Origin of the sequence: Sulfuricurvum sp. (genome assembly GCF_041651515.1) — a bacterium.
Classification (GTDB): domain Bacteria; phylum Campylobacterota; class Campylobacteria; order Campylobacterales; family Sulfurimonadaceae; genus Sulfuricurvum.
On record NZ_JBAZJF010000004.1, the window covers coordinates 58,989 to 81,550 of the forward strand.

25 protein-coding genes and 2 tRNA genes are annotated in these 22,562 nt (G+C 41.4%); 21 read left to right on the forward strand and 6 right to left on the reverse strand.

The features are described 5' to 3' along the window. Positions 1-135 precede the first annotated feature (135 nt). The 10 genes from gyrA (at position 136) to WC407_RS08240 (ending at position 8,485) form a co-directional block, all read left to right on the forward strand. The gene (gyrA, locus tag WC407_RS08195) at positions 136-2,616 is read left to right on the forward strand and encodes a DNA gyrase subunit A (RefSeq protein WP_373022126.1); all 2,481 of its coding nucleotides are present in this window, start codon (positions 136-138) and stop codon (positions 2,614-2,616) included. Between the two features lie 44 nt (positions 2,617-2,660). Beyond that, positions 2,661-3,119 (forward strand): LPP20 family lipoprotein, encoded by a 459-nt coding sequence (locus tag WC407_RS08200; protein WP_373022127.1) that lies wholly within the window; start codon positions 2,661-2,663, stop codon positions 3,117-3,119. After that, the gene (locus WC407_RS08205) at positions 3,068-3,475 is read left to right on the forward strand and encodes a hypothetical protein (protein WP_373022129.1); all 408 of its coding nucleotides are present in this window, start codon (positions 3,068-3,070) and stop codon (positions 3,473-3,475) included. The genes WC407_RS08200 and WC407_RS08205 overlap by 52 nt, the downstream gene beginning before the upstream one ends. Positions 3,476-3,483: 8 nt before the next feature. Next, positions 3,484-4,638 carry a sigma-54-dependent transcriptional regulator gene (locus WC407_RS08210; RefSeq protein ID WP_373022130.1) on the forward strand — a complete coding sequence of 385 codons (1,155 nt, stop codon included), beginning with the start codon at positions 3,484-3,486 and terminating at the stop codon, positions 4,636-4,638. A gap of 83 nt (positions 4,639-4,721) precedes the next feature. Next, on the forward strand, positions 4,722-5,750 hold the full coding sequence (locus WC407_RS08215; protein ID WP_373022131.1) for an aspartate-semialdehyde dehydrogenase: 1,029 nt from the start codon (positions 4,722-4,724) through the stop codon (positions 5,748-5,750). A gap of 1 nt (position 5,751) precedes the next feature. Next, complete coding sequence (locus WC407_RS08220; RefSeq protein ID WP_373022132.1) at positions 5,752-6,276, forward strand: YqhA family protein; 525 nt, start codon at positions 5,752-5,754, stop codon at positions 6,274-6,276. Then, positions 6,269-7,312 (forward strand): uroporphyrinogen decarboxylase, encoded by a 1,044-nt coding sequence (gene hemE / locus WC407_RS08225; protein ID WP_373022133.1) that lies wholly within the window; start codon positions 6,269-6,271, stop codon positions 7,310-7,312. Before WC407_RS08220 ends, hemE begins: the two co-directional genes overlap by 8 nt. A 1-nt stretch (position 7,313) precedes the next feature. Further along, positions 7,314-8,267 carry a radical SAM protein gene (locus WC407_RS08230; RefSeq protein ID WP_373022134.1) on the forward strand — a complete coding sequence of 318 codons (954 nt, stop codon included), beginning with the start codon at positions 7,314-7,316 and terminating at the stop codon, positions 8,265-8,267. A 42-nt stretch (positions 8,268-8,309) separates the two neighbouring features. Next, positions 8,310-8,384: transfer RNA gene (locus WC407_RS08235), tRNA-Asn, on the forward strand. 26 nt (positions 8,385-8,410) lie between these two features. Then, positions 8,411-8,485, forward strand: a tRNA-Asn gene (locus WC407_RS08240). A gap of 185 nt (positions 8,486-8,670) precedes the next feature. Here WC407_RS08240 and WC407_RS08245 read toward each other — a convergent pair. The 5 genes from WC407_RS08245 to WC407_RS08265 all read right to left on the reverse strand — a co-directional run bounded on the left by WC407_RS08245 (position 8,671) and on the right by WC407_RS08265 (position 11,940). Beyond that, the gene (locus tag WC407_RS08245; RefSeq protein WP_373022135.1) at positions 8,671-9,738 is read right to left on the reverse strand and encodes a tyrosine-type recombinase/integrase; all 1,068 of its coding nucleotides are present in this window, start codon (positions 9,736-9,738) and stop codon (positions 8,671-8,673) included. Next, complete coding sequence (locus WC407_RS08250) at positions 9,671-9,997, reverse strand: helix-turn-helix transcriptional regulator (protein ID WP_373022136.1); 327 nt, start codon at positions 9,995-9,997, stop codon at positions 9,671-9,673. Before WC407_RS08250 ends, WC407_RS08245 begins: the two co-directional genes overlap by 68 nt. Before the next feature lie 52 nt (positions 9,998-10,049). Continuing rightward, positions 10,050-11,135: a replication endonuclease gene (locus WC407_RS08255; protein ID WP_373022137.1), complete on the reverse strand. Its 1,086-nt coding sequence runs from the start codon at positions 11,133-11,135 to the stop codon at positions 10,050-10,052. A gap of 152 nt (positions 11,136-11,287) precedes the next feature. Continuing rightward, on the reverse strand, positions 11,288-11,554 hold the full coding sequence (locus tag WC407_RS08260; protein WP_373022138.1) for a hypothetical protein: 267 nt from the start codon (positions 11,552-11,554) through the stop codon (positions 11,288-11,290). Further along, positions 11,551-11,940 (reverse strand): hypothetical protein, encoded by a 390-nt coding sequence (locus WC407_RS08265; RefSeq protein WP_373022139.1) that lies wholly within the window; start codon positions 11,938-11,940, stop codon positions 11,551-11,553. The genes WC407_RS08260 and WC407_RS08265 overlap by 4 nt, the downstream gene beginning before the upstream one ends. A 325-nt stretch (positions 11,941-12,265) precedes the next feature. Between WC407_RS08265 and WC407_RS08270 the strand changes: the two genes are divergently transcribed. After that, a complete protein-coding gene (locus WC407_RS08270; RefSeq protein WP_373022140.1) occupies positions 12,266-12,919 on the forward strand; it encodes a hypothetical protein in 654 nt (217 codons plus the stop codon). A gap of 212 nt (positions 12,920-13,131) precedes the next feature. Here the strand turns inward: WC407_RS08270 and WC407_RS08275 are convergent, their stop codons facing one another. Continuing rightward, complete coding sequence (locus WC407_RS08275; protein WP_373022141.1) at positions 13,132-13,473, reverse strand: hypothetical protein; 342 nt, start codon at positions 13,471-13,473, stop codon at positions 13,132-13,134. 140 nt (positions 13,474-13,613) lie between these two features. Here WC407_RS08275 and WC407_RS08280 point away from each other — a divergent pair, with 140 nt between their 5' ends. Genes WC407_RS08280 through WC407_RS08325 form a run of 10 tightly spaced genes read left to right on the forward strand, consistent with a single transcriptional unit; the run spans position 13,614 to position 22,516 of the window. Continuing rightward, complete coding sequence (locus tag WC407_RS08280) at positions 13,614-14,651, forward strand: glycosyltransferase family 9 protein (RefSeq protein WP_373022142.1); 1,038 nt, start codon at positions 13,614-13,616, stop codon at positions 14,649-14,651. Between the two features lie 20 nt (positions 14,652-14,671). Next, positions 14,672-15,502, forward strand: coding sequence for a glycosyltransferase (locus tag WC407_RS08285; RefSeq protein ID WP_373022143.1), 831 nt, complete (start codon positions 14,672-14,674; stop codon positions 15,500-15,502). A gap of 11 nt (positions 15,503-15,513) precedes the next feature. Continuing rightward, positions 15,514-16,404: a glucose-1-phosphate thymidylyltransferase RfbA gene (rfbA, locus tag WC407_RS08290; RefSeq protein WP_373022144.1), complete on the forward strand. Its 891-nt coding sequence runs from the start codon at positions 15,514-15,516 to the stop codon at positions 16,402-16,404. After that, positions 16,401-16,973, forward strand: a complete 573-nt coding sequence (rfbC, locus tag WC407_RS08295; RefSeq protein ID WP_373022145.1) for a dTDP-4-dehydrorhamnose 3,5-epimerase — start codon at positions 16,401-16,403, stop codon at positions 16,971-16,973. The genes rfbA and rfbC overlap by 4 nt, the downstream gene beginning before the upstream one ends. Further along, a complete protein-coding gene (gene rfbD / locus WC407_RS08300) occupies positions 16,966-17,835 on the forward strand; it encodes a dTDP-4-dehydrorhamnose reductase (RefSeq protein ID WP_373022146.1) in 870 nt (289 codons plus the stop codon). The genes rfbC and rfbD overlap by 8 nt, the downstream gene beginning before the upstream one ends. After that, positions 17,832-18,848 (forward strand): dTDP-glucose 4,6-dehydratase, encoded by a 1,017-nt coding sequence (gene rfbB / locus WC407_RS08305; RefSeq protein WP_373022147.1) that lies wholly within the window; start codon positions 17,832-17,834, stop codon positions 18,846-18,848. The genes rfbD and rfbB overlap by 4 nt, the downstream gene beginning before the upstream one ends. Then, positions 18,845-19,633: a hypothetical protein gene (locus WC407_RS08310; RefSeq protein WP_373022148.1), complete on the forward strand. Its 789-nt coding sequence runs from the start codon at positions 18,845-18,847 to the stop codon at positions 19,631-19,633. The genes rfbB and WC407_RS08310 overlap by 4 nt, the downstream gene beginning before the upstream one ends. Continuing rightward, positions 19,605-20,579: a glycosyltransferase gene (locus tag WC407_RS08315; protein WP_373022149.1), complete on the forward strand. Its 975-nt coding sequence runs from the start codon at positions 19,605-19,607 to the stop codon at positions 20,577-20,579. Before WC407_RS08310 ends, WC407_RS08315 begins: the two co-directional genes overlap by 29 nt. 9 nt (positions 20,580-20,588) lie before the next feature. Next, positions 20,589-21,497, forward strand: coding sequence for a glycosyltransferase family 2 protein (locus WC407_RS08320; RefSeq protein WP_373022150.1), 909 nt, complete (start codon positions 20,589-20,591; stop codon positions 21,495-21,497). Continuing rightward, the gene (locus WC407_RS08325) at positions 21,494-22,516 is read left to right on the forward strand and encodes a hypothetical protein (protein ID WP_373022151.1); all 1,023 of its coding nucleotides are present in this window, start codon (positions 21,494-21,496) and stop codon (positions 22,514-22,516) included. Before WC407_RS08320 ends, WC407_RS08325 begins: the two co-directional genes overlap by 4 nt. Positions 22,517-22,562 lie beyond the last annotated feature (46 nt).

The following is a 22,562-nucleotide window of genomic DNA, read 5'->3' on the forward strand; positions in this document are numbered from 1 at the left end:
CCATAACACTAATGTTTAGGATAATTGTAACCGTATTTAATTAATTAAGCAAATTAAAGCTAAAAAAACAGGTTTTAAGAATTTAAGCCTCATTCGGCTATAATCAGCCATATTATCTTCACTTTTGGGGACCGCATGAACGATCTGCTAGACAACAGCGAAATAAATGACATTAATATAGAAGACACACTCAAGAGCAGTTATCTTGATTACTCGATGAGCGTTATCATCGGGCGTGCCCTTCCAGACGTCCGAGACGGTCTTAAACCGGTACACAGACGTATTCTTTATGCCATGGACAAACTTAGCCTCTCAGCCGGTGCTAAGTACAAAAAATCGGCTCGTATCGTCGGTGACGTTATCGGGCAATACCATCCGCACGGTGATACTTCCGTTTACGATGCTTTGGTTCGTATGGCACAACCTTTCTCGATGCGTGCACCGCTCGTAGACGGTCAAGGGAACTTCGGTTCGGTTGATGGCGACAATGCGGCAGCTATGCGTTATACGGAAGCCCGTATGACCCGCTACGCCGGAGAATTACTCAAAGATCTTGAAAAAGATACCGTCGATATGGTCGATAACTATGACGGTACTACCCAAGAGCCGGAAGTTCTTCCGACACGTGTTCCGAATCTCCTTATTAATGGTTCAAGCGGTATCGCCGTCGGTATGGCAACCAATATCCCGCCGCATAATCCCAATGAAGTGCTCCAATCTCTTGTCTATCTAATGGACAATCCGAATGCAACATTACCGGAGATCATGCAATTCATCAAGGCTCCCGATTTCCCAACCGGTGGAACCATCTACGGTAAAAAAGGGATTTTGGATGCGTATGAAACAGGGCGCGGCCGTATCCGTGTCCGTGCTAAAACCCACATCGAAAAGAAATCCAACAAAGATGTTATCGTTATTGATGAACTTCCGTATCAAGTCAATAAAGCCCGTTTGATCGAAACCATTGCCGATCTGGTCAAAGACAAGTTTATCGAAGGGATTTCTGAAATCCGAGACGAATCCGACCGTGAAGGGATTCGTGTCGTTATCGAGCTTAAACGTGATGCGATGAGTGAAATCGTTCTCAATAATCTGTATAAATCAACCAATATGGAGACTACGTTCGGGATCATCATGCTCTCAGTCTATAACCAAGAGCCTCGTGTTTTCCCTCTCCTTGATATGTTGGAACATTTTATCAATCACCGCAAGACCGTCATTATTCGCCGTACGATTTTCGATCTTGAAAAAGCAAAAGCACGTGCCCATATCTTAGAAGGTTTGAAAAAAGCGCTCGATCATATCGAAGCAATCATCAAGCTAATCCGTGCAAGCAATGACGGCGAAGCGGCTAAAAATGGCCTTATTACTGAGTTTGGCTTTTCGCCGATCCAAGCCCAAGCAATTCTCGACATGCGTCTCCAACGTCTTACTGGATTAGAGCGTGATAAAATCGAAAATGAACTCAAAGAAATTTTGGCACACATCGAATATCTCGAAAGCATCCTTCGCAGTGAAGAGGTTCTCAAAGGGATTATCAAAGGCGAATTCGTCGAACTCGTTGAACAATACAATATCCCGCGTGTCACCGATATCGAAGACAACTACGATGATATCAATATCGAAGATTTGATTCCGAATGAGCCGATGATTGTTACTATCAGCCACCGCGGATATATCAAACGGGTACCTTCCGCTTCGTATGAGAAACAACGTCGCGGCGGAAAAGGCAAAATTGCCGTAACGACTTACGATGATGACTTCATCGAAAAATTCTATACCTGTAATACACATGACACCTTGATGTTTGTCACCGATCGCGGACAGCTCCACTGGCTCAAAGTGTATAAAATTCCGGAAGGGTCGCGTACGGCTAAAGGTAAAGCCGTTGTTAATCTTATCAATCTCGAAGCCGATGAGAAGATCCGCGCAATTATCCCGACAACCGATTTTGATGAGAATAAATCACTGGTTTTCTTCACTCAAAACGGAGTGGTCAAACGTACGGCCCTCAGTGAATTTTCAAATGTTCGCAGCAACGGTGTCCGAGCTATTGTTCTTGACGATGATGATGCACTTATCACAGCCCATATTGCGACGGAAGAGACAAAATACCTCTTTATCGTCACCAAATTTGCACAATGTATTAAATTTGAAATCGAAAAAACCCGGGATCAGGGACGAAGTACCCGTGGTGTTCGCGGTATTAAGTTCAAAATCGAAGGTGATGTTGTCGTCGATGCCAATATCATTAAAAACGATGAAGAAGAGATCTTGATGGTGAGTGAAAAAGGGATCGGTAAACGTACCACTGCCGAAGAGTACCGCCTCACCAATCGCGCCGGATCAGGTGTTATCGCAATGAAACTTAATGCGAAGACCGGAACAACCGTCGTCGGATGTGTTATGGTGGATGAAACCATGGATCTTATGGCACTCACCAAAGCGGGTAAAATGATCCGTGTCGATATGCAAAGTATCGCTAAATCGGGACGTAATACCAGCGGTGTCTATATCATTAAAGGGGATGATGTGAAGAGTATTTCACGCTGTCCTAAGAATGATGAAGAAGAAGATGAACTCGAAAATGACGAAGGGTCATTAGAACTGGAATAGTATTTGCTGTAATTAGCTATTATTCCACATTTCAAGGAAACCGAATGAGAATCTCTGCTGCTCTCACTCTCGTACTCAGCGTTACTGCGCTTCATGCGGGATTTTTTTCAAGCGATGAGTCTAAACGATCCGATGTCCGTTGTGTTTACAGCGGTACAGACGGTAACTGCGTTGAACCTATTGTAAAATCAGGTAAAGAATTGGTCATTACGGTCATGGGACAAGGAGTTGCCCCCTCCGTTACCGCTTCTCCTGCCCAAGCGTATGCACTTGCTAAACGAGCCGCAATTGCGGATGGTTATCGCCAAATCGCCGAGCGAGTTCGCGGAGTTCAAGTTGAAGGTCAAGATACGATCAAAAACATGATGCTTACCCAATCAAGCACACGAACTTCCGTCGAAGCGATTGTTCGTGGAGCCAATGTCATGAACACCACATTCAAAGAGGGCTTGTGCGAAGTAGAAATGGAAATTGCCCTATCCTATACGCAATTTGCTCAATAACTTTTAGCCTCTCCCTTTTAGCCGATGATTACCTAATCGGGTATCGGCTAACCACTCGCAATGCGCAGAGTGTCCAAGAATCCCTAACCGTCTCAAAAGCGATGATGCCCTGCCCTATTCACAAAGCTTCTTCCCTTATTTTAATGCGTGAAAATAATGAATCTCTAAACACCCTTTTGACTCACGAAGAGACCGCTTTTTTAGAATATGCAGCCAAACAACCCCTTCACTTAAAAGGGAATGATGCTCTGAGTAATAATACAATTAAAAGTCTCGAAACCCTTACCCTGCCAACACAATGTTATGCAGTCGAATTTAATGATCGCTCTGTTACAATCACCCTATTACAAGAGTAAGGGTTAGGATGAAAATTGCGATAGTCGAAGATGATATCAATATGCGCAAATCGCTTGAGATAGCGATGGCAGAATTCAAAGCGTATGAAGTTCATACCTTTAAAAATGCCCGTGACGCTCTTAAAAAACTCGATGCTACATTTGATCTTGTCATCAGCGATATCAACATGCCCGGTATGGACGGCATTGAGTTTGTCAAAACGCTCGACGGTGCTTATGAGGTCATTATTATCACCGGCAATGCTACCCTTACCCGCGCTATCGAATCGATTCAACTGGGGGTTAAAGATTTTCTCCTCAAACCTTTCGAGATCGAAACCCTCATCGCAGCCATTGAACGAAGTGGCAAAATTCGTCAAAAAACACCTAAAAACATCTCTCCCGTATCTCGTGAAAACTCGATTTTCAAAGCCACGTCCGAACCGTTAGAAAAACTGCTAGCCCATATTGCAAAAGCGGCTATTACCGATGCGAGTATTATGCTCTTAGGGGAAAGCGGCGTAGGCAAAGAGGTATTTGCCCGTCACATCCATGAGCATTCCCTTCGATCATCCAAACCTTTTGTTGCCATCAATATGGCAGCTATTCCGGATAATTTGATAGAGAGTGAACTTTTCGGTTTTGAAAAAGGGGCATTTACCGATGCGACCGAAGCTAAAACAGGACAGTTTGAACTTGCCGAAGGGGGGACATTATTTCTTGATGAGATTGCCGAAATGCCCTATCCTCTGCAAGCCAAGCTTCTTCGGGTACTGCAAGAGAGAGAGATTCGCCGTCTAGGAGCATCCAAAAGCACCAAAATAGATGTACGGATCATTTGTGCCACCAATGCCGATCTTCATAAAAAAATCATCGAGGGAAGTTTTCGAGAAGATCTCTACTATCGACTTAATACCATCCCCCTCTCTATCCCGCCGCTGCGTGAACGACGTTCGGAAATACTCCCGATCGCCGAAGCGGTATTAGCCCAAAATTGCACCCAATACCATTTCGAACCGAAACATTTTGACGAAGAGGCACGAGAAGCTCTCCTTCACTACGCATGGCCGGGAAATATACGTGAGCTCATCTCCGTGGTAGAGCGTTCCGCCATTTTAAGTGACGGTGAACAAATCGGTATCGATGATTTATTTTTAGAAGCACGCGGGTTTGGAAGAATTTAAACAGTTTTTTATTAGTCCTCTTTGGCTATAATCGCGGAAAAATATTCACGGGTGATTCCATTCATCCCCAAGGAAAGCTTCCTATGAAACGTTATAACGTTGCGATCGTCGGTGCCAGCGGTGCCGTTGGAGAAGAAATTTTACGTATTTTCGAGGAGATCGATTTTCCTCTTGCCAAACTTGTACCCCTTGCAAGCGCTCGAAGTACCGGCAATACGGTAACCTTTAACGACTCTGATTTGGTTATCCAAGAACTCACACCCACTATTTTTGATGAAGAACACATCGAAATTGCCCTCTTTAGTGCCGGCGGCAGTGTATCCGCTGAATTTGCTCCTTACGCAGCAGCGGCAGGTGCCGTGGTGATCGATAACACCAGCCATTTTCGTATGTATGAGGACGTTCCGCTTGTAGTCCCTGAAGTAAACCCTGAAGACATTGCGCAGTGGCGCAATCGCGGTATCATCGCCAACCCGAACTGCTCCACCATTCAAATGGTACAAGCGCTCAAACCGCTGGATGATGCCTACGATCTGCAGCGCATCGATGTCAGCACCTATCAAGCGACTTCCGGTGCCGGAAAATCGGCAATGGAAGAGCTCGTTGAGCAGATGCAGGCATTCTTTTCATTTAAACTCGATGATGTAGAACCGAAAAAATTCCCTCACCGAATTGCTCTTAATGCTATCCCTCAAATCGACTCATTTACCGACAGCGGCTACACCAAAGAAGAGCTCAAAATGGTAAATGAGACCCAAAAGATCATGCACAAAGATATCGAAGTAAGTGCAACCTGTGTCCGGATTCCAACATTACGCGGTCATGCCGAAACCCTCACCCTCACTTTTGACGGTGCCGTAAATGCGGATGAAGCACGAGAAATTTTACGTAAAGCTCCGAACATTATCGTTATGGATGTACCTGAAGAGAGTATTTATCCGATGCCCTCACTGTGTATGGACCAAAACGAAACATTCGTAGGACGTATCCGCAATGACCTTTATCGTGAAAATGTCCTCCATCTGTGGGTTGTTGCGGATAACCTCCGTGTAGGTGCCGCAACCAATGCCGTACGAATTGCCCAAAAATGGGTAGAAATGCAAGGAAATTAAGATGAACTTCATCGAAAATCTCTTTGAACACGGGCTTTGGAGTTCACGTTTTATTATCGTTTTAGCGGTTGTCTTTGGTTTACTGGGGGCAATATTGCTCTTTACCATTGCCAGCTTCGATGTCTACCATACAGCCGCTTATGTTATTAATTCCTACGTCACGCAAGGACATCCGGAACACTTCCACGAAGATGTTATCGGAGGGATCATCGGTGCCGTTGATTTATACCTTATCGGCGTCGTTATGATTATCTTCTCCTTCGGTCTGTATGAACTTTTTATCTCGGATATCGACCCGGCCAAAGATGAGCACGGAAAAGAGAACCAACTTTTAGCGGTCCATTCGCTTGACCAGCTCAAAGACAAAATATCGAAAGTCATCGTCATGGTTCTCGTTGTAGGCTTTTTTCAAAAAGTCGGACGAACCGAGTTTAACGGAGCGTTAGAGCTGTTCTATCTTGCTCTATCGATCACGGCGGTTTCCGTCGGTCTTTATTTTCTTAGCAAAGTAGGTCATCATGAGTAAGATTTTCGTCGATGCGTGTTTCGGAAAAGAAACCCCTTATACCCCTGTTTGGATGATGCGTCAAGCAGGTCGTTACCTTCCGGAATATATGGAAGTGCGCAAACGTGCCGGAAACTTTCTAAATCTGTGTCACGCCCCGGATATGGCAGCAGAAGTCACTCTCCAACCGGTGGATATCGTCGGTGTTGATGCGGCAATCCTTTTCAGCGATATTTTGGTCGTTCCCAATGAGATGGGGATGCAACTTGACTTCATCAAAGGGGAAGGTCCCGTTTTTGAAAAGCCTATCGCAACGAAAGAGGATTTGGACGCGCTTGTCGGCGGAGATGAAGCGGCGTCTAAACTCACCTATGTTTATGAGACGATCAAGCTTTTAAGAGCGCAGCTTGATGCACGGGATGATAACAAAGCCCTTATCGGATTTACCGGTGCCCCGTGGACCCTCGCTACCTATATGATCGAGGGACAAGGGACAAAGACCTACAATGTTTGTAAAAAAATGATGTACTCAAATCCTGAACTTCTTCATAAAATCCTCGCTAAAGTGACCGAAGTGGTCAAACTTTACATGGAAAAACAGATCCAATCGGGGATCGATGTCGTTCAAATCTTCGACAGCTGGGCAGCAGCGATTGAACCGAGTAAATACGATGAGTTTTCATGGAAATATATGGTGGAGATTGCAGAGTATTTAAAAGACAAATACCCTCATGTCCCGATCATTATGTTCCCAAAAGGGATTCCGGCCTTTTTAGATAAAGTGTATGGGAACTTCGATGTTTTCGGAGTCGATTGGAGCACCCCGATGGCTCTTGCCAAAGAAAAATTAGGCGATCGCTATGTCCTTCAGGGAAATATGGAACCGTGCCGTCTCTATTCTAAAGAAGAGACGACAGCCTGTGTCGAAGCCATTCAACAGATTATGGGCGGAAAACGCCATATCTTCAACCTAGGGCATGGTATTCTCCCCGATGTCCCTGTTGAAAATGCACAACATTTTGTCCGAGAATGCCAACGTGTGAGTAAAAAGCACTAACATGTCCACAATATTTGGTCCCGTCCATTCTCGCCGTTTCGGTGTATCGCTCGGGATCGATCTCTCTGCTTCCACTAAACAATGCAATTTTGATTGTCTTTACTGTGAACTCTCTCCGGCGTTAGCTATTACTACGCAACATAGTATCACTCCGATAGATACGATTATTGATGATCTCACCGCCGCGCTGCAGACTCATCCTAAGATAGATGTTATCACCCTCACCGCCAACGGTGAACCGACTATGTATCCCTATTTAGATGAGCTCGTCACACGCATCAATGAACTCAAAGGCAACTGTGAGCTTCTCATCCTCTCCAACAGTGCCTGCTTGAGCGATGAAAAGGTTTTTAATACCCTGCTGCAGCTCGATCAAGTCAAACTTTCACTGGATGCAGCGATCCCCAAAACCTTTAAAAAGATAGATCGTCCTGCCGAGGGGATCGATATTCATTCAATCATCGATGCAATTCGACGATTTTCTCTGATATTTACCGGAAAACTCTTTATTGAGATTCTTTTTGTACGCGGTGTGAATGATTCGCTAGAAGATATCGCGGCACTCAACAAGGCGCTATTAGATATCCATTGCGATCGAATCGACATCGGAACCGTCGATCGCCCTCCGGCTTACGCCGTAGAGGGGCTTGAATTTAATGAGCTTTACACACTTTCACAGCTTTTTGATCCCACCTTACCGATCCATATCGTCTCACGCACTCATGCGTCTGCACACCCCAATTCTTACAGTGCAGAAGAGATTCTCACAACGCTTGATAAACGTCCACTGACGCAAGATGATATTGAAGCCCTCTTCGATACCAAATCTCAACACTGCTTTAAAAAGCTCCTAAGCGAAGGTAAAATCACCCCGATTGAACGCTCCAATGTCATTTTTTATCTTCCAACGCAAAACATTCATCGAAAAGCACCAAAAAGAGGCTCTTTTTCTTGACATTTACGCCTTCATTACGTATAATTACGCCCTCATAAACATTCCGGATTAGCTCAGCGGTAGAGTAGGTGACTGTTAATCACTTGGTCACTGGTTCGAATCCAGTATCCGGAGCCACCACTTATGATTTCTTCCTTTTTTATTCCGAATTAGCTCAGCGGTAGAGTAGGTGACTGTTAATCACTTGGTCGCTGGTTCGAATCCAGCATTCGGAGCCACCCTTTATAATCCCCATAAATAGCCACTTTTCGAAGATAAATCTCCAAAAATGTGACCACTATACCCATTTTAAATCTCAATCATAAAGTTAAAATCTATAAGTTTTATATATAAAAGCAAATCTACTCTTTTGATAGAAAATAGGTCTTAAAATCTCACTGTGCCCAAATTGTGCCCAAAAGTGTCAAAACGGCTCTTGTAGAAAAGTAGCCCTCTTCTTCTGATCTTGTTTTCGATACTTCGCATACATTTGTAATGTCATAGAAGTATCCGTATGTCCAAGCATGTGAGACACCCATAAAATATCTTCTCCATGTTCGATCATCACCGTAGCAAATGTATGACGCATTTGATAAATCGTTCGATATTCGATTTCTAATTTTTTTAGAAGATTTTTCCAATGAGTATTGCGAATTCGTTTAATGTCATAGTAATGTGTAAGTTCACTATTTAAAAAAACATAACTGTCATATTGCCCTGTACTTTTGTACTGATCTTCTAAATATGGAAATAATTGATCGAGTATATCTATCGTTCGAACACTGCTTTGTGTTTTAGGAGTAGAAATTTTTCCCATCTTGATCGTCCGCTTAATAGATATCTCACGACGATTAAAATCAATGTCTTTCCACTGCAAACCAATCATTTCTCCACTACGCATACCCGTAAAGAATCCAAGGGCTACAAAAGCCTGTATGTCACCCTCCGCACCATGTATTATCTCCATCATTTCTTTCAAGGTAAAGGGCTTAACCTCTACCTTTTCGATTTTAGGGACTTTTACCATGGTAAGCGGATTTTTCTCAATAATGCCGTCACGTATCGCATCTTGAAAAAACATATTCAAAACAGCTCTTATATTTCGAACTCGCCTAGGTGATAATTTATCCAAAAGACTATTTTGCCAGAGTGCAACGTCTGATGGCTTAATACGGTCAATTCGTTTATCAGCAAAATGCGGATTAATATGTAATCTTAGAGATGATTCATAATCGTATGTAGTCGTTATCTTACGGTGATGACTATGAAGCTCAAAACTAATTTTTGCATACTCTCCCACAGTGGGTATATCTAATCTTTCATTTTCAAAGAACGTTCCATAATTCAATTTGTATTGAATCTCAGGAATGATGACATTTTCAGCCAGCTTTCTATTGGCTTTCGTATCATCAAGATTAAGGCTTTTACGATGCCTTTTGGATTGATAGTAGAATGTTATCCACAACTTGCCGTTGTTTGATATGAGTTTCATCGGTTTCCTTTCCGACCACCCAAGAATCAATTGCAACTCTATCAAAAAGAATTTTACCAGTTTGATTATGGAAGTGAATTCCCTCAACTAAGTATTGATCTTTGATTTTGTAGATTCGATCTTTTGAGTAACCTAAATATTCCGCAACCTCTTTGACGTTCAGCCAACGTTTTGCATTTGTTTCATTCAGCGATTTTTTGAGTAGTGCTATATCTTCCGCAATCTGTTTGATCAGATTGATATTTTCCATTTCGATCATTTCATATCCTTTTACCTGTTATACTGATTCATATCCGAAAAAGCGTTTCATGTTATGCCGCCGTTCCTCTGAAGTTACCATACAGCCGTAAATTGCGTTCGATTGTTTGCATGGTGTACAGAGTAATGTTTTCCGATCTCATAAACAAGAGTTCTTCATCGTCCCATATTTCCATAATCTTGTCATTGTCTAGACGGGCTAAAACTTTGAGGCTGTTACCTTTGCGTACTTGTGTTAAACCGTAGAGGCTAAAGCGGTTACTTAGTAATCGGTAGAGGTACATTGGAGCCATTGAACGACTGGAGCAAAAACGATTTACACGATGTTTGACATACCATGCGTTAATGTATTGATCGGATTCGCTGATCTGCTCTTTAGACATTGGCAAAGTCTTGTTAATGTACTTCATGATGTAGCTAGAGGCACTTTTGATATTCTTCTCGAACTTATTGCCGACTTGGAGGAATAAGCGTTTAAAAGCGGTCTCTACACGATCTATAAGCTCTTTTGGGATGAATAAGAGAATATGCGTATGCGGTGTTCCGTCTTTGTGTGGTTCATTGACACGATAATACATTCTCTGAGCCTTTGTAAGCTCTTTGAGTGATCTATCTTGACGGAGCTTAGCGAATTGCTTTGTGAGGATTTTAACCGACTCTTTTGGCGTAGTCCCGTTGTATTTCGGATTCGGTACGAGTTTGCCATCATGTGTTTTCATTTCGTGAAACTCACTAGGGAGTGTCATAGTTAAAAAGACGGGGGTTAAATTTGCATTTGTAGCTTCACGCTCTAAGGTGTTAATACGGTTTTGAATTTCACCGTAGTACCTATTAGGATTATGATTGGATGAAACGATACAATCTTTAAGACAGAATGTTTGTCCTGTCTGATCGTTCGATACATAACTGAATTCCAAGAAGTTTCTTTGACGTTGCAGTTTCTTACGAACTGTCTCTAAATCATTCTCGTTTAGACCGTATGTTTTGACAATGTCCACAACTTTTTTATAAGTAGTCAAGGAGAGAGAGCCGAACACGTCGGCAGAACCACTGATGGGGCATAGCCCCATGCTAGTTCTTTCCGCCTGATCGGCAATGGTATTTACAGACATTTTTAGGGATAATTTAGTATCATCCATTTTGTTTCCTTTCTAGTAAACTGGAGACGCCGTAGGGGGTTCTTATCTTGCCGGATTGACCCTCTATGCGCTCAAATAAATTTCTAACAGTTCAACACTTCATTATGACCCCGTTACGTTCTTCGCTTTGCTCAGACTTTCGCAACGTGGCTTTATTTTACGTAGAAACTTACCTGACTTTTTGATACAACATCACATTTGACTTGTACTTTTTGACCGATTTGCGTTTCATATTCTTTCACCCGTGTATCAGGTATCGAAATATCTTGCATATCATTCTTGACAGAACCGTTTTGTAACTCACTCTCAACGAGCAACTGTAATTTATGTTTACCGTGGGATACTTCTCCCGTCTCTTTGTCTTTAAAATCGTTGCTTTTGTATATTGACAACAATTGACCTTCGATAATTACTTTCATTCTGATCTCCGTTTTAGTTCTTTTTGCAACGCACTAATGGCACTTTCCAATGGCTCAACTTGTTTTTTATTGGCGAAATTTTTAGGAGTATTAACAAATGCCCCATTTTCATCATATTCAAGTTGCATTTCAATGTGATCTAACTTATCACTCAACTCTTCTATCTTTTCACTCAACTGGAAAGTGCTTTCAGCATAGAATTTATTTCGTGTTATCTCCTCCATGGCAGCTTGAAGCAACCCATTAATAAATGCAGTCATGCTCACACTATTATGTTTGCAAAATGCTTCTACTTCTTCTTTACGTGAAGATGGTATTTGTAGATTGAATCCAACTTTTTTTTCTTCAGTTCCTTTAGCTATAGCTAAAGCTCTAAACACATCCATTGTATTTCCTTTATGTATTTATATAAGGCACGCTGTGATTGTACATATTTTATGTATATCTTGTCAATAGCATTTATTTGTTTCTCAATAAAAACAGCAAATATTATTTTTTAAACTATAATATTTTTACTTTTTGTGTCAGGTAAATAAATGGGTATATACGATCGTGACCATAGACAAAAATATTCAAGGCAACATTTCAAATAAAACAAAATTGGAACATTTATAACTTAACAGGTTTGAACGAAAGATTCAAAGGGAGTTTTAATATCTATAAATAGTACAAAAATGTACTGTATCCAAAAATAATAGAGGAGTTTAGGGAATGAAAATAATAGTAGGGGATACCTATGATGAAATGCTCAAAAGGCGTTATTTTGTAATGATCATATTACCCTTTTTATGGGTGTTTGGTTTAGGGGTATCGGATTATGCGTTTGATGATAATAGTGTATTGCCATTTTTATTGTTTTTGTTAACAATGGGACTTTTTTGGCTATTTATCTTCTTTATATTAATAACTTTGGTGCAAAGGAAAATATTAGTCGCAATGTTTTTAAGTACCGTAGACATAATGCTGTTTTTTGCAGCTCATATGTATACATCTCTAAATATGCCATATCATTTAAGAGAAGCAAACTTCTATATCCATCAAAATTCTTACGAACAGCAAGCAAAGATACATCCATCCCAAGCCCGTGACAATGGAAAAAAACTGGTAGAGTTCCCTCTGCCAAATAACTATGGTGCTGGCATGATATCTTCAATCGTATATGATGAAAGTGACATACTTGCAATGCCCTATCAATATAGGACTCTAAACGAAACATGGGATAAAAACAATACTGTTGTAGGACGCACGCATTTGGATGTAGAGCACCTACAGGGACATTTTTATCTTGTAGTTTATGATAATTCAAACTATACAGCAACTCAATCTAATTTAAAAGGAAACACAAATGGCACAAATTCTTATTGAGAAACAAGTTAATGAAAACTTTCACACAAACAATATTGGACGTAATGCGGTCATAGAAGATTGAATTTAATGTGCCCAAATCGTGTCCAAAGATGACTATTTTTACCTAGTTTTTGAAAGCCGATAGAGTTGTAAAAGCCCAAGAAATGGTCGTTTGTAGTTATTTAACTTAATCTAAATTGAATCCAGTATCCGGAGCCACATTCAAAAATCTATATATTTGTTTCGTTATCATAATGATCGCATCTATAATTCCGAAATCCTTCCAACATTCTTGTAATGTTTTTAATCGGTGTCGGATTAAACAAACGGCGTATATCATGTTGCTGAACACAATCCTCACATCGGTTTATAACACAATGGATAGCATCGCTCACCACTAAAATCGGCTGTTTTGGATCCGTATTCAATATATATTCTACACACATTTGTCCATTTTCTATCCCGTGATCAATCATCACTACGCTGTAGGTATCTTTTTGAAATGCAATAAATACCTCACCTAATGTTGAAACCGTATCAATAACGCAGTCCAAAGCTTCTTCAAGTAACATTCTTCGAGTTTGAAGCTGAAAGCCGACTCGGTCAATAATTAATATTTTCATACCACAATTATTGCGTATACTCCTTTAAAAAAAGGTTCTTTTTTATCTACTGTTGTTATAATTTTGAAAAATAAATAAGTTGTTTTTACATGATTTTAAAAAACATAAAACGAGTATTAGTCATTCGATGCGGTGCGTTGGGTGAAACGATTTTTGCTTTACCGGTGATTGAAGCTTTGCGTCAGCAATACGGTGAGAATATAGAAATTGACTGGGTAGGTACACCGGCCGCCTCTGCACTCTTCAAACTCGATCATCGTATTAATCATATTTTTCATCTCAAACATCGCCGTTTTCCGATTATATTAAGTAAAGAAAAAAGAATAATTATCGAATACTCTAAAAAACATCCATACGATATTCTTATAAATTTGGAATCAGGGCACATCTTTTATCCTTTAGTTGAAAAAATAGTAGCAACGCATAAATATGGAATGCCCTACAATCAAATCCGAGCATTACCGAATCCTCATGCTATCGACAGCCTAAAAACCATGTATGAAGGGATCATTGACCCCGCTATCATGGAAAGTTCTTACCCGGTTTTATATGGAGCAGAGTCTGCTTTAGTTCAGCAAAAGTTCAACCTCCCGCCCCACTATATCGTTATCAATCCGAGTACCAGTCATCATCGCAAATTTACACACCGTGCATGGCCAAGTGATTATTGGAAAGAGCTTATTAACCTTCTTGCCCCACTCTATCAACTTGTTATCATCGGGGGAAAAGGGGAAGAGAAGTTTTTTGAATCACTCCTCCCTTATCCACCGTCGGTCATTGATTTAGTCGGAAAATCAACCCTTCCTGAACTCATTACCATTATCCGTGAAGCAGAAGCCATTATCACGGCAGATACAGGGCCTTCACACATAGCCTCAGCCGTCAATACTCGTACATTCGCGTTATTCGGACCCTCTAATCCAAAAGGGACAGGGCCTTATCCTACTCCTTTCAACCATATTCATATTATCTCTAAAAATCTCGACTGCAGCCCGTGTAATGCAACAGAGAGAATCAAAACATGCACGGATAACCAATGCATGAAACAAATTTTACCCTCTGAAGTGATCGATGTTATTCTCCCGTATGTTACACCCAAAAATCAAGCCGCTTTTAGTAACGACTAGAAGTTGGTTATAATATCATTATGACTAAACCCGATAAAATAACATTAATTATTGCTGTGTATAAAAATACGGCTGCTTTAAAAATTCTGTTAGATGCGATTCGGCACCAAAGTATTTTGCCCGATGAAATCATCATCGCCGAAGATGGTGAATACGATCAAATGCGCATACTTGTTGAAGCTGAATCCATGCCGAACTTGGTGCATTTAACGCAGGAAGATCTAGGCTGGCGCAAAGCTCGTGCACTGAATAATGCGATCCGTAAAGCAACCGGTGATTATCTCATTATAATTGACGGTGATTGTGTCCCCCATCCCCGTTTCATTGAAGGGCATCTTGCGTGCAGTGAACCGCGAAAAGTATGTTGCGGAAAACGTTCAGAGCTGGGTGAAACGTATACAAAAAAAATTTATGACGGTACGCTCTCCATCGCCAATCTCACAAAAAATTACCTTTTTAACGCCCTCTCACTCCATCAAGACGGTATTCGCCACTATGAAGAAGGGGTCTATATCCCTTATACCGGGTGGATGTACCGTCTCTTCAAAGATCGTCATGTTCGATACATCATCGGGTGCAACTACTCGTGCTACAAAACCGATATACTGGCGATAAACGGATTGGATGAAGATTACACCAAACCTTCTGTCGGTGAAGATATTGATCTGGGTTGGCGATTTAGAGGTTTGGGAATTGAGCTTAAATCATGTCGAAATGCTGCCAATATCTATCATCTTTATCACAAAAAGAACTTTAATCGCGATACTTTACGTGAAAATGATGCTATTTTAAAATTAAACTTTGATGCTCACCGCTATGTCTGCCGTAACGGAATCGAAAAATTACAATAGAAGGATGAAAAATGAAAGGGATTATATTAGCCGGAGGGAGTGGCACACGCCTCTACCCAATCACAAAAGGGGTGAGTAAACAACTCGTCCCCATTTATGATAAACCGATGGTCTATTATCCCCTATCAGTCCTCATGCTCGCCGGAATCACCGAAGTGCTCATCATCTCTACCCCGACCGATCTTCCCCGTTTCGAAGAACTTTTAGGCGATGGTAATGATATCGGAATGCGCTTTGAATATTGCGTGCAACCCAGCCCCGACGGATTGGCTCAAGCCTTCATCCTCGGAGCTGATTTTATCGGGGATGATGATGTGTGTTTAGTACTGGGGGATAATATTTTCCATGGTCATGGTCTCACCAAAATGCTCGCGCAATCCGTCAAAAATGTTACGGAAGAGAAAAAAGCAACCGTATTCGGTTATTGGGTCAAAGATCCTGAACGTTACGGTGTCGCTGAATTTGACAAGGAGGGAAATGTCCTCTCTATTGAAGAAAAACCTGCTCAACCGAAAAGCTCGTATGCGGTTGTCGGACTCTATTTTTATCCCAATAACGTCGTTGAAATTGCTAAAAATATTAAACCCTCTGATCGCGGAGAACTTGAAATCACTACCGTCAACCAAGAGTATCTCGCGCAAAACGCTCTCAAGGTAGAACTCATGGGGCGCGGTTATGCATGGCTTGATACGGGGACGCATGAGAGTTTGTTGGAAGCGAGTATGTTCATCCAAACGATTGAAAATCGCCAAGGGCTCAAAGTGGCCTGTCTTGAAGAGATAGCTTTCGAGATGGGGTATATAACCAAAGAAAAACTGTTAGAACTGGCACAGCCTTTGAGTAAAAATCAATACGGTCAATACCTGATTCGAAGAGCCAGTGAAGGGAAAATCGGCGAATGACTTTTACACGTTGCGCCATTTCGGATGTCGTCATTATCGATCCAAAAGTACACGGTGATGCACGCGGGTATTTCGTCGAGACCTTTCGTGCCGATAAGCTCGAAGCGTTTTTAGGATTCAAGGTTCCTTTCTGTCAGGATAATGAATCTTCCAGCACGTATGGCGTATTACGAGGATTGCACTATCAGCTTCCTCCCCATGCTCAAAGCAAACTGGTTCGGGTTATCGAGGGAGAAGTTCTCGATGTCGCCGTCGATATTCGCGAAGGGTCTCCTACGTTCGGACAATACGTTGCCGTACGTCTAAGCGGAGAGAATAAACGCCAGCTCTTTATCCCGCGCGGATTTGCCCATGGGTTTGTCGTCCTCTCGGAGAGCTGTACTTTTGCGTACAAAGTGGATAACTATTACAGCCCTGAGTGTGATCGGGGAATCGCCTTTAACGATCCTGCTTTAGATATCGATTGGATTGTTGAAACCGCACACATGCAGCTTTCCGCTAAGGATACTGCACAGCCTAGCTTTGCGGATGCCGATCATTTTAATGTTAGCGAAAACCTCTATGTCTAAAATCCTGGTAACTGGAGCTAATGGACAAGTGGGAAGTGAGCTCAAAGAACTGAGCACCTCTTATCCTCACGATACTTTTACCTTTTTGGATCGCAGTGTTATTGATCTAAGTGATCTCCCTGCGCTTCAAAACTTTTTTTCCGATAAAGCATTTGATGCAATCATCAACTGCGCTGCGTATACGGCTGTCGATCGTGCCGAATCGGAATCGGAATTATCCGATGCCATCAACCATCGCGCCCTCGAAATACTCGCCCAAATTGCAAAAGAAAAAGAGATGAAACTTATCCACATCTCAACGGATTATGTCTTTAACGGACAAAACTACCGTCCCTATGTCGAAAGTGATCCTACCGATCCGCAAGGGGTCTACGGACGTACCAAACGCGACGGTGAAAATGCTATTCTTAAAATAGCACCTGCAAACACGCTCATTATCCGCACTTCATGGGTCTATTCCTCGTTTGGCACTAACTTTGTCAAAACCATGCTCCGTCTTGGACGTGAGCGTGAGAGTCTTGGCGTTATCTTTGATCAAGTCGGAACACCGACCTATGCACGCGATTTGGCGAAAGCGATTCTTGACATCCTCCCCAATGTTAACACTTCAGCCCCTGAAGTTTATCATTACAGCAATGAAGGTGCTGCCAGCTGGTATGACTTTGCACAATCGATATTTGAACTCTCCCATATAATGTGTCACGTAAACCCTATTACAACCGATCAGTATCCGACTCCCGCAAAGCGACCCCATTACAGCTTGCTGAATAAATCAAAGATCAAAAACGACTTTGGAATCACCATCCCCTATTGGAGAGATTCCCTCAAAACCTGTTTGAAAATTTTAGGAGAAAACCCATGAAAACCCTTTTAGTCACCGGATGTGCCGGATTTATCGGAAGCAACTTTGTCCCTTATTTTTTAGAAAAATACCCTGACACACGTCTCATAAATCTCGATCTTCTGACCTATGCAGGAGATATGGCCAATCTTTCCGACGCACCGCAAAGTGATCGTCATATCTTTGTCAAAGGGGATATTTGCGATAGAACGTTAGTTGAATCTCTCTTTAAAGAGTACGACATTCGCGGCGTAATCCATTTCGCTGCCGAAAGCCATGTGGATAACAGTATCAAAAATCCGGGAGTGTTTGTCCAAACAAACGTCAATGGTACCTTTACCCTCATCGATGTTGCGTATAAAAGCTGGATGGAAAAACCGTTCGTCTATAAAACAGGGTACGAGGGGTGTCGATTCCATCACATCAGCACCGATGAAGTGTATGGAACTCTCGGTGAGAGCGGATTGTTTACCGAAGAGACCTCGTATGCGCCAAACAGTCCCTACAGTGCTTCCAAGGCCGGAAGCGATATGATCGTACGATCCTATCACCATACGTACGGGATGAATACGGTCATTACGAATTGTTCCAACAATTACGGTCCTAAACAGCATGATGAAAAACTGATTCCTACTATTATTCGTAAAGCACTCTTTGGAGAAAACATCCCTATTTACGGTGATGGCAAGAATATCCGCGACTGGCTCTATGTCTTAGACCACTGCAAAGGGATCGATCTCGTCTACCATATCGGGCGTTCCGGCGAAGTGTATAACATCGGCGGACGCAATGAGCGGAACAATAACCAAATCGCTGAACGCATTTGCACCCTCCTCGATACCATGAAGCCTAAAGAGGATGGAAAAAGCTACAAAGAGCTCATTACGTACGTCGAAGACCGCGCCGGGCATGATCGCCGCTACGCTATCGATGCAACCAAACTCGAAAACGAGCTAGGCTGGAAAGCGGATGAAAACTTCGATACTGGTATCGTTAAAACCATTCTATGGTATCTGGAAAAATACACACGATGAGTGCACTCGAAATCGATTCTATCAACGATGAAAAATTATTTTCCGTCTGTACTTTAGTCACCAACCTTGAGGAATACTCTCAAATGAGAGATTCTTTTTATGCGGCAGGATTTAATGAAAAAAATTCTGAATTCATATACATTGACAACTCTGCGCATAATAAATACGATGGGTACAGCGGGGTAAATCGTTTTTTAGAGGTTGCCCAAGGGAAATACATTATCATCTGCCATCAGGATGTTTTACTGAAATTTGACGGTATCGATATCTTAAATCAACGCATAAACGAAATCGAAAAGCTTGATCCGTCTTGGGGTCTTTTAGGCAATGCCGGGTACAAAGATTTTAATCGAGTAGCGTTAAGAATTACCGATCCCTACGGAGATAGTCGCAACTACGGCCCCTTTCCATCCAAAGTTGTTAGTCTGGATGAAAATTTCATTATTGCCAAAAAAAGTGCTAACCTCGCTATCTCTCACGACATGAGCGGTTTTCACCTCTACGGGACAGATATGTGCATACTGGCCTCCATATTGGGATACAGTGCCTATGTCATCGATTTTCACTTGTACCACAAAAGCGGCGGTACATGCGGAAGCAACTTCTACGGTGTTAAAAAAAACTTGATTGAGAAATACCGACGGGCGCTTTCGGCAAAATACGTCCGTACCCCTTGTACCAATCTTTTTTTATCCAATTGCCGCTTTTTAAATTATCTATTAAACAAAAAAATTATGTACAGTCTAAAAAAGCGTTATGACTATCTCTATGCCAAATTCTTCTAATTCAATTTCGGTTGTTATCGCGACCTATAACGGGGCGCAATACCTAAGAGAACAGTTAGATTCAATACTTGCGCAGACCCATCAACCCTATGAGCTTATTATCCAAGATGATTGTTCAACCGATGAGACAGTCGCAATAATTCAGGAGTATTTACCGCACCTCCCGATCCAATTCGAAATCAATCCTGTCAATATAGGCTATATCCATAATTTTGAATTGGCTCTATCCAAGGCACGCGGTGAGTTTATAGCCCTCTGTGATCAGGATGATGTATGGGAGTCAAACAAACTCGAGCTGTTGCTGTCCCATATCGGGGATAACTCTCTCATATACAGCAACTCTCTGCTTATCGATTCAGATGGCGACTCACTCAAAAAAACACTTGCAGAAAAGCTCAACAATCGTTTTATCTCAACCCACTCACCGATTGCATTCGTTTATGACAATTGTGTTTCAGCCCATGCATTGATGTTTCGACGATCACTGTTGCAACAACTTTTTCCTTTTCCCGGCACCCTTTATTTCGATGCTTGGATAGCAGCCAATGCCGCATCGGCGCATGGTATCACGTATATGGATCAACCCCTTGTACGCTATCGTCAACACTCGACCAATACACTTGCTCAAACAGCCAAACCTAGAAGTTCCCTCTTCAAAAAAATAGCATTAAAAGCTGAGAAAAAATCATTGGAGCACCGCAACAGTGCTCAAATGATTTCAGATCTACTCCATATATCAACACTATCAAGCACTGAACGCGATACGTTAGAATCTCTCAAAAAGGCTCACTTATCTTTTGAAACAAGCTGGTTTAATCTCACCCTTTTTCGCCTGCTCAATCGACACAAAAAATATTTATTTGCTATTACCCGACGAAATCCATGGATAGTGGCCCTCAAAAAAGCTATCGGCTTAAAACTCTATCGCTTTTTTCCATTTTTATAAAGGTCAAAGATGCATATCTCAATCATAACGGTAAACTACAACTCTTCTCACCACACAATCAATATGGTCGAATCAATCCGAAAAATGACCGCTTCAAGTTTAACGTATGAGATTATTATTGTTGATAATGCTTCTGAGCCCGAACAATATGATCTCTTATTGTCCTTGCAATCTTTTTCGGATATTACCATCATCCGTAGCCGTATAAACGGCGGATTTGCTTGGGGCAATATGCTGGGAGTTCAACATGCAATGGGGGATTACTACCTTTTTCTTAACAATGACACCCTCTTTCAAAATGATGTTTTAACCCTTTTTTATAACTACGCTCAGACAAACAAAGATGTCGGATTACTCGGCGGACATCTCTCCAATAAAGATGGAAGCCGAACGTCATCGTATAAAAAATTCCCCTCTCTCCTGAGTAATCTACTCGGTAATTCTCTTGCCAGATTACTGACTCCCCAAGATTTTCCAAGCAACAAAACAGTATTGAACGTTCCTACAGAAGTCAGTGTAGTAAGTGGCTCATGCATGTTTTTTCGCCGGGACTGTTTTGATAAAATCGGAGGATTTGATACGGTATTTTTCTTGTATTGTGAAGAAGAAGATATTTCAAAACGGGTTTGGGATAGCGGTCTAAAGGTTATGTATCTACCGGACGCACATATCCTTCATCTTGAAGGGGCAAGTACAACTCGAAATTTAGCGATAGAAAAAGAGTTTTATATTTCCTATATACTCTTGTTAAACAAACATTTTCCTCTCTGGAAAGTGGCCATGTTAAAAAGCTTACAACTCATTAAACTGCTACGTCGTTCCTTTCGATCTACACACTATTTTTGCCTCTTTTTATTTGTGCTCCGAGGAGCCCCTATCAAAGAGAGCCTACGCTATAAGCAAAGTATAAAAATATGACTTTAATTACATCGATCAATCCTATGCAATGGGTTCGTACTTTTCTAATATTCTCTTTCCTGTGGATTGGAACGGTTTTTACAGTTAATTATATCGTTGATCCATTTGGAAACCGAGAATGGATTGTGGAAAAAAAATACAAGCCAATCGTTCATGAACGAAGCGAAAAATACAATACTATTTTTAATGAAAACACTATTCACCAATATAACTGCGTTATCCTTGGAAGTTCGCGCGTAATGTCCATGGTACCCTCAGCCAATGATACGACAAAAGAGTGTTATAACTTTGGCGTTCATGTTGCTAATAATCCCGAAAAACTCTTTATTCTACAGGAGTGGCTAAAACATGCCCCACTGAAAACGGTTTATATTGGTAATGAGCTCTATAATATGCATCCATGGCTACATCCATTGGATTTAAATCCAAATCACTTTACTCATGGTTCTGAGGGAAATTATTTATCTTTTTCAACACTACTAATGAGTTATAAAGTATTAAAAAACTTACTTAAAGATCAACCTCAAGTCTATTTTGAAACAGACGGGTCTATTCGCTTTTATCCAGAGGAACAGTTAATTAGAAAAGGGACATTCGATCATTCTTACAAACATTTTAAACAAATATCTCAAGAAGCTGTAGAAGGAAACTTCATACAACATCCTTTTACTTATGAGGCGAAAGCACTTGAACCTCTAAAAAAAATGAAAATGCTGTGTGACCAACATCATGTACGGCTAGTCGCATTTATAACGCCTACATATTATGAAGCACAGATAAAAATGCAATCGCATCCATCACTGAATGCCGCATCGCAAAAATTCCGAAAAGACTTAGTCAATATTTTTGGCAACGTATACGATTTTGATGTCAATACATCCGAGAACCGAGAACCTGCTAACTTTTATGATCCGGTACACTATCGACCAGAAATCGGTAACTTAATGATTAATCGAGCAGAAGACAAAAATAGCTATGGGATATTATTCTCCGCACAAAAAAGGCCAAATTCTTTTTAACAACAATAAGATACAATACCACTTCTAATTTTTTTTTAGGGTCTCC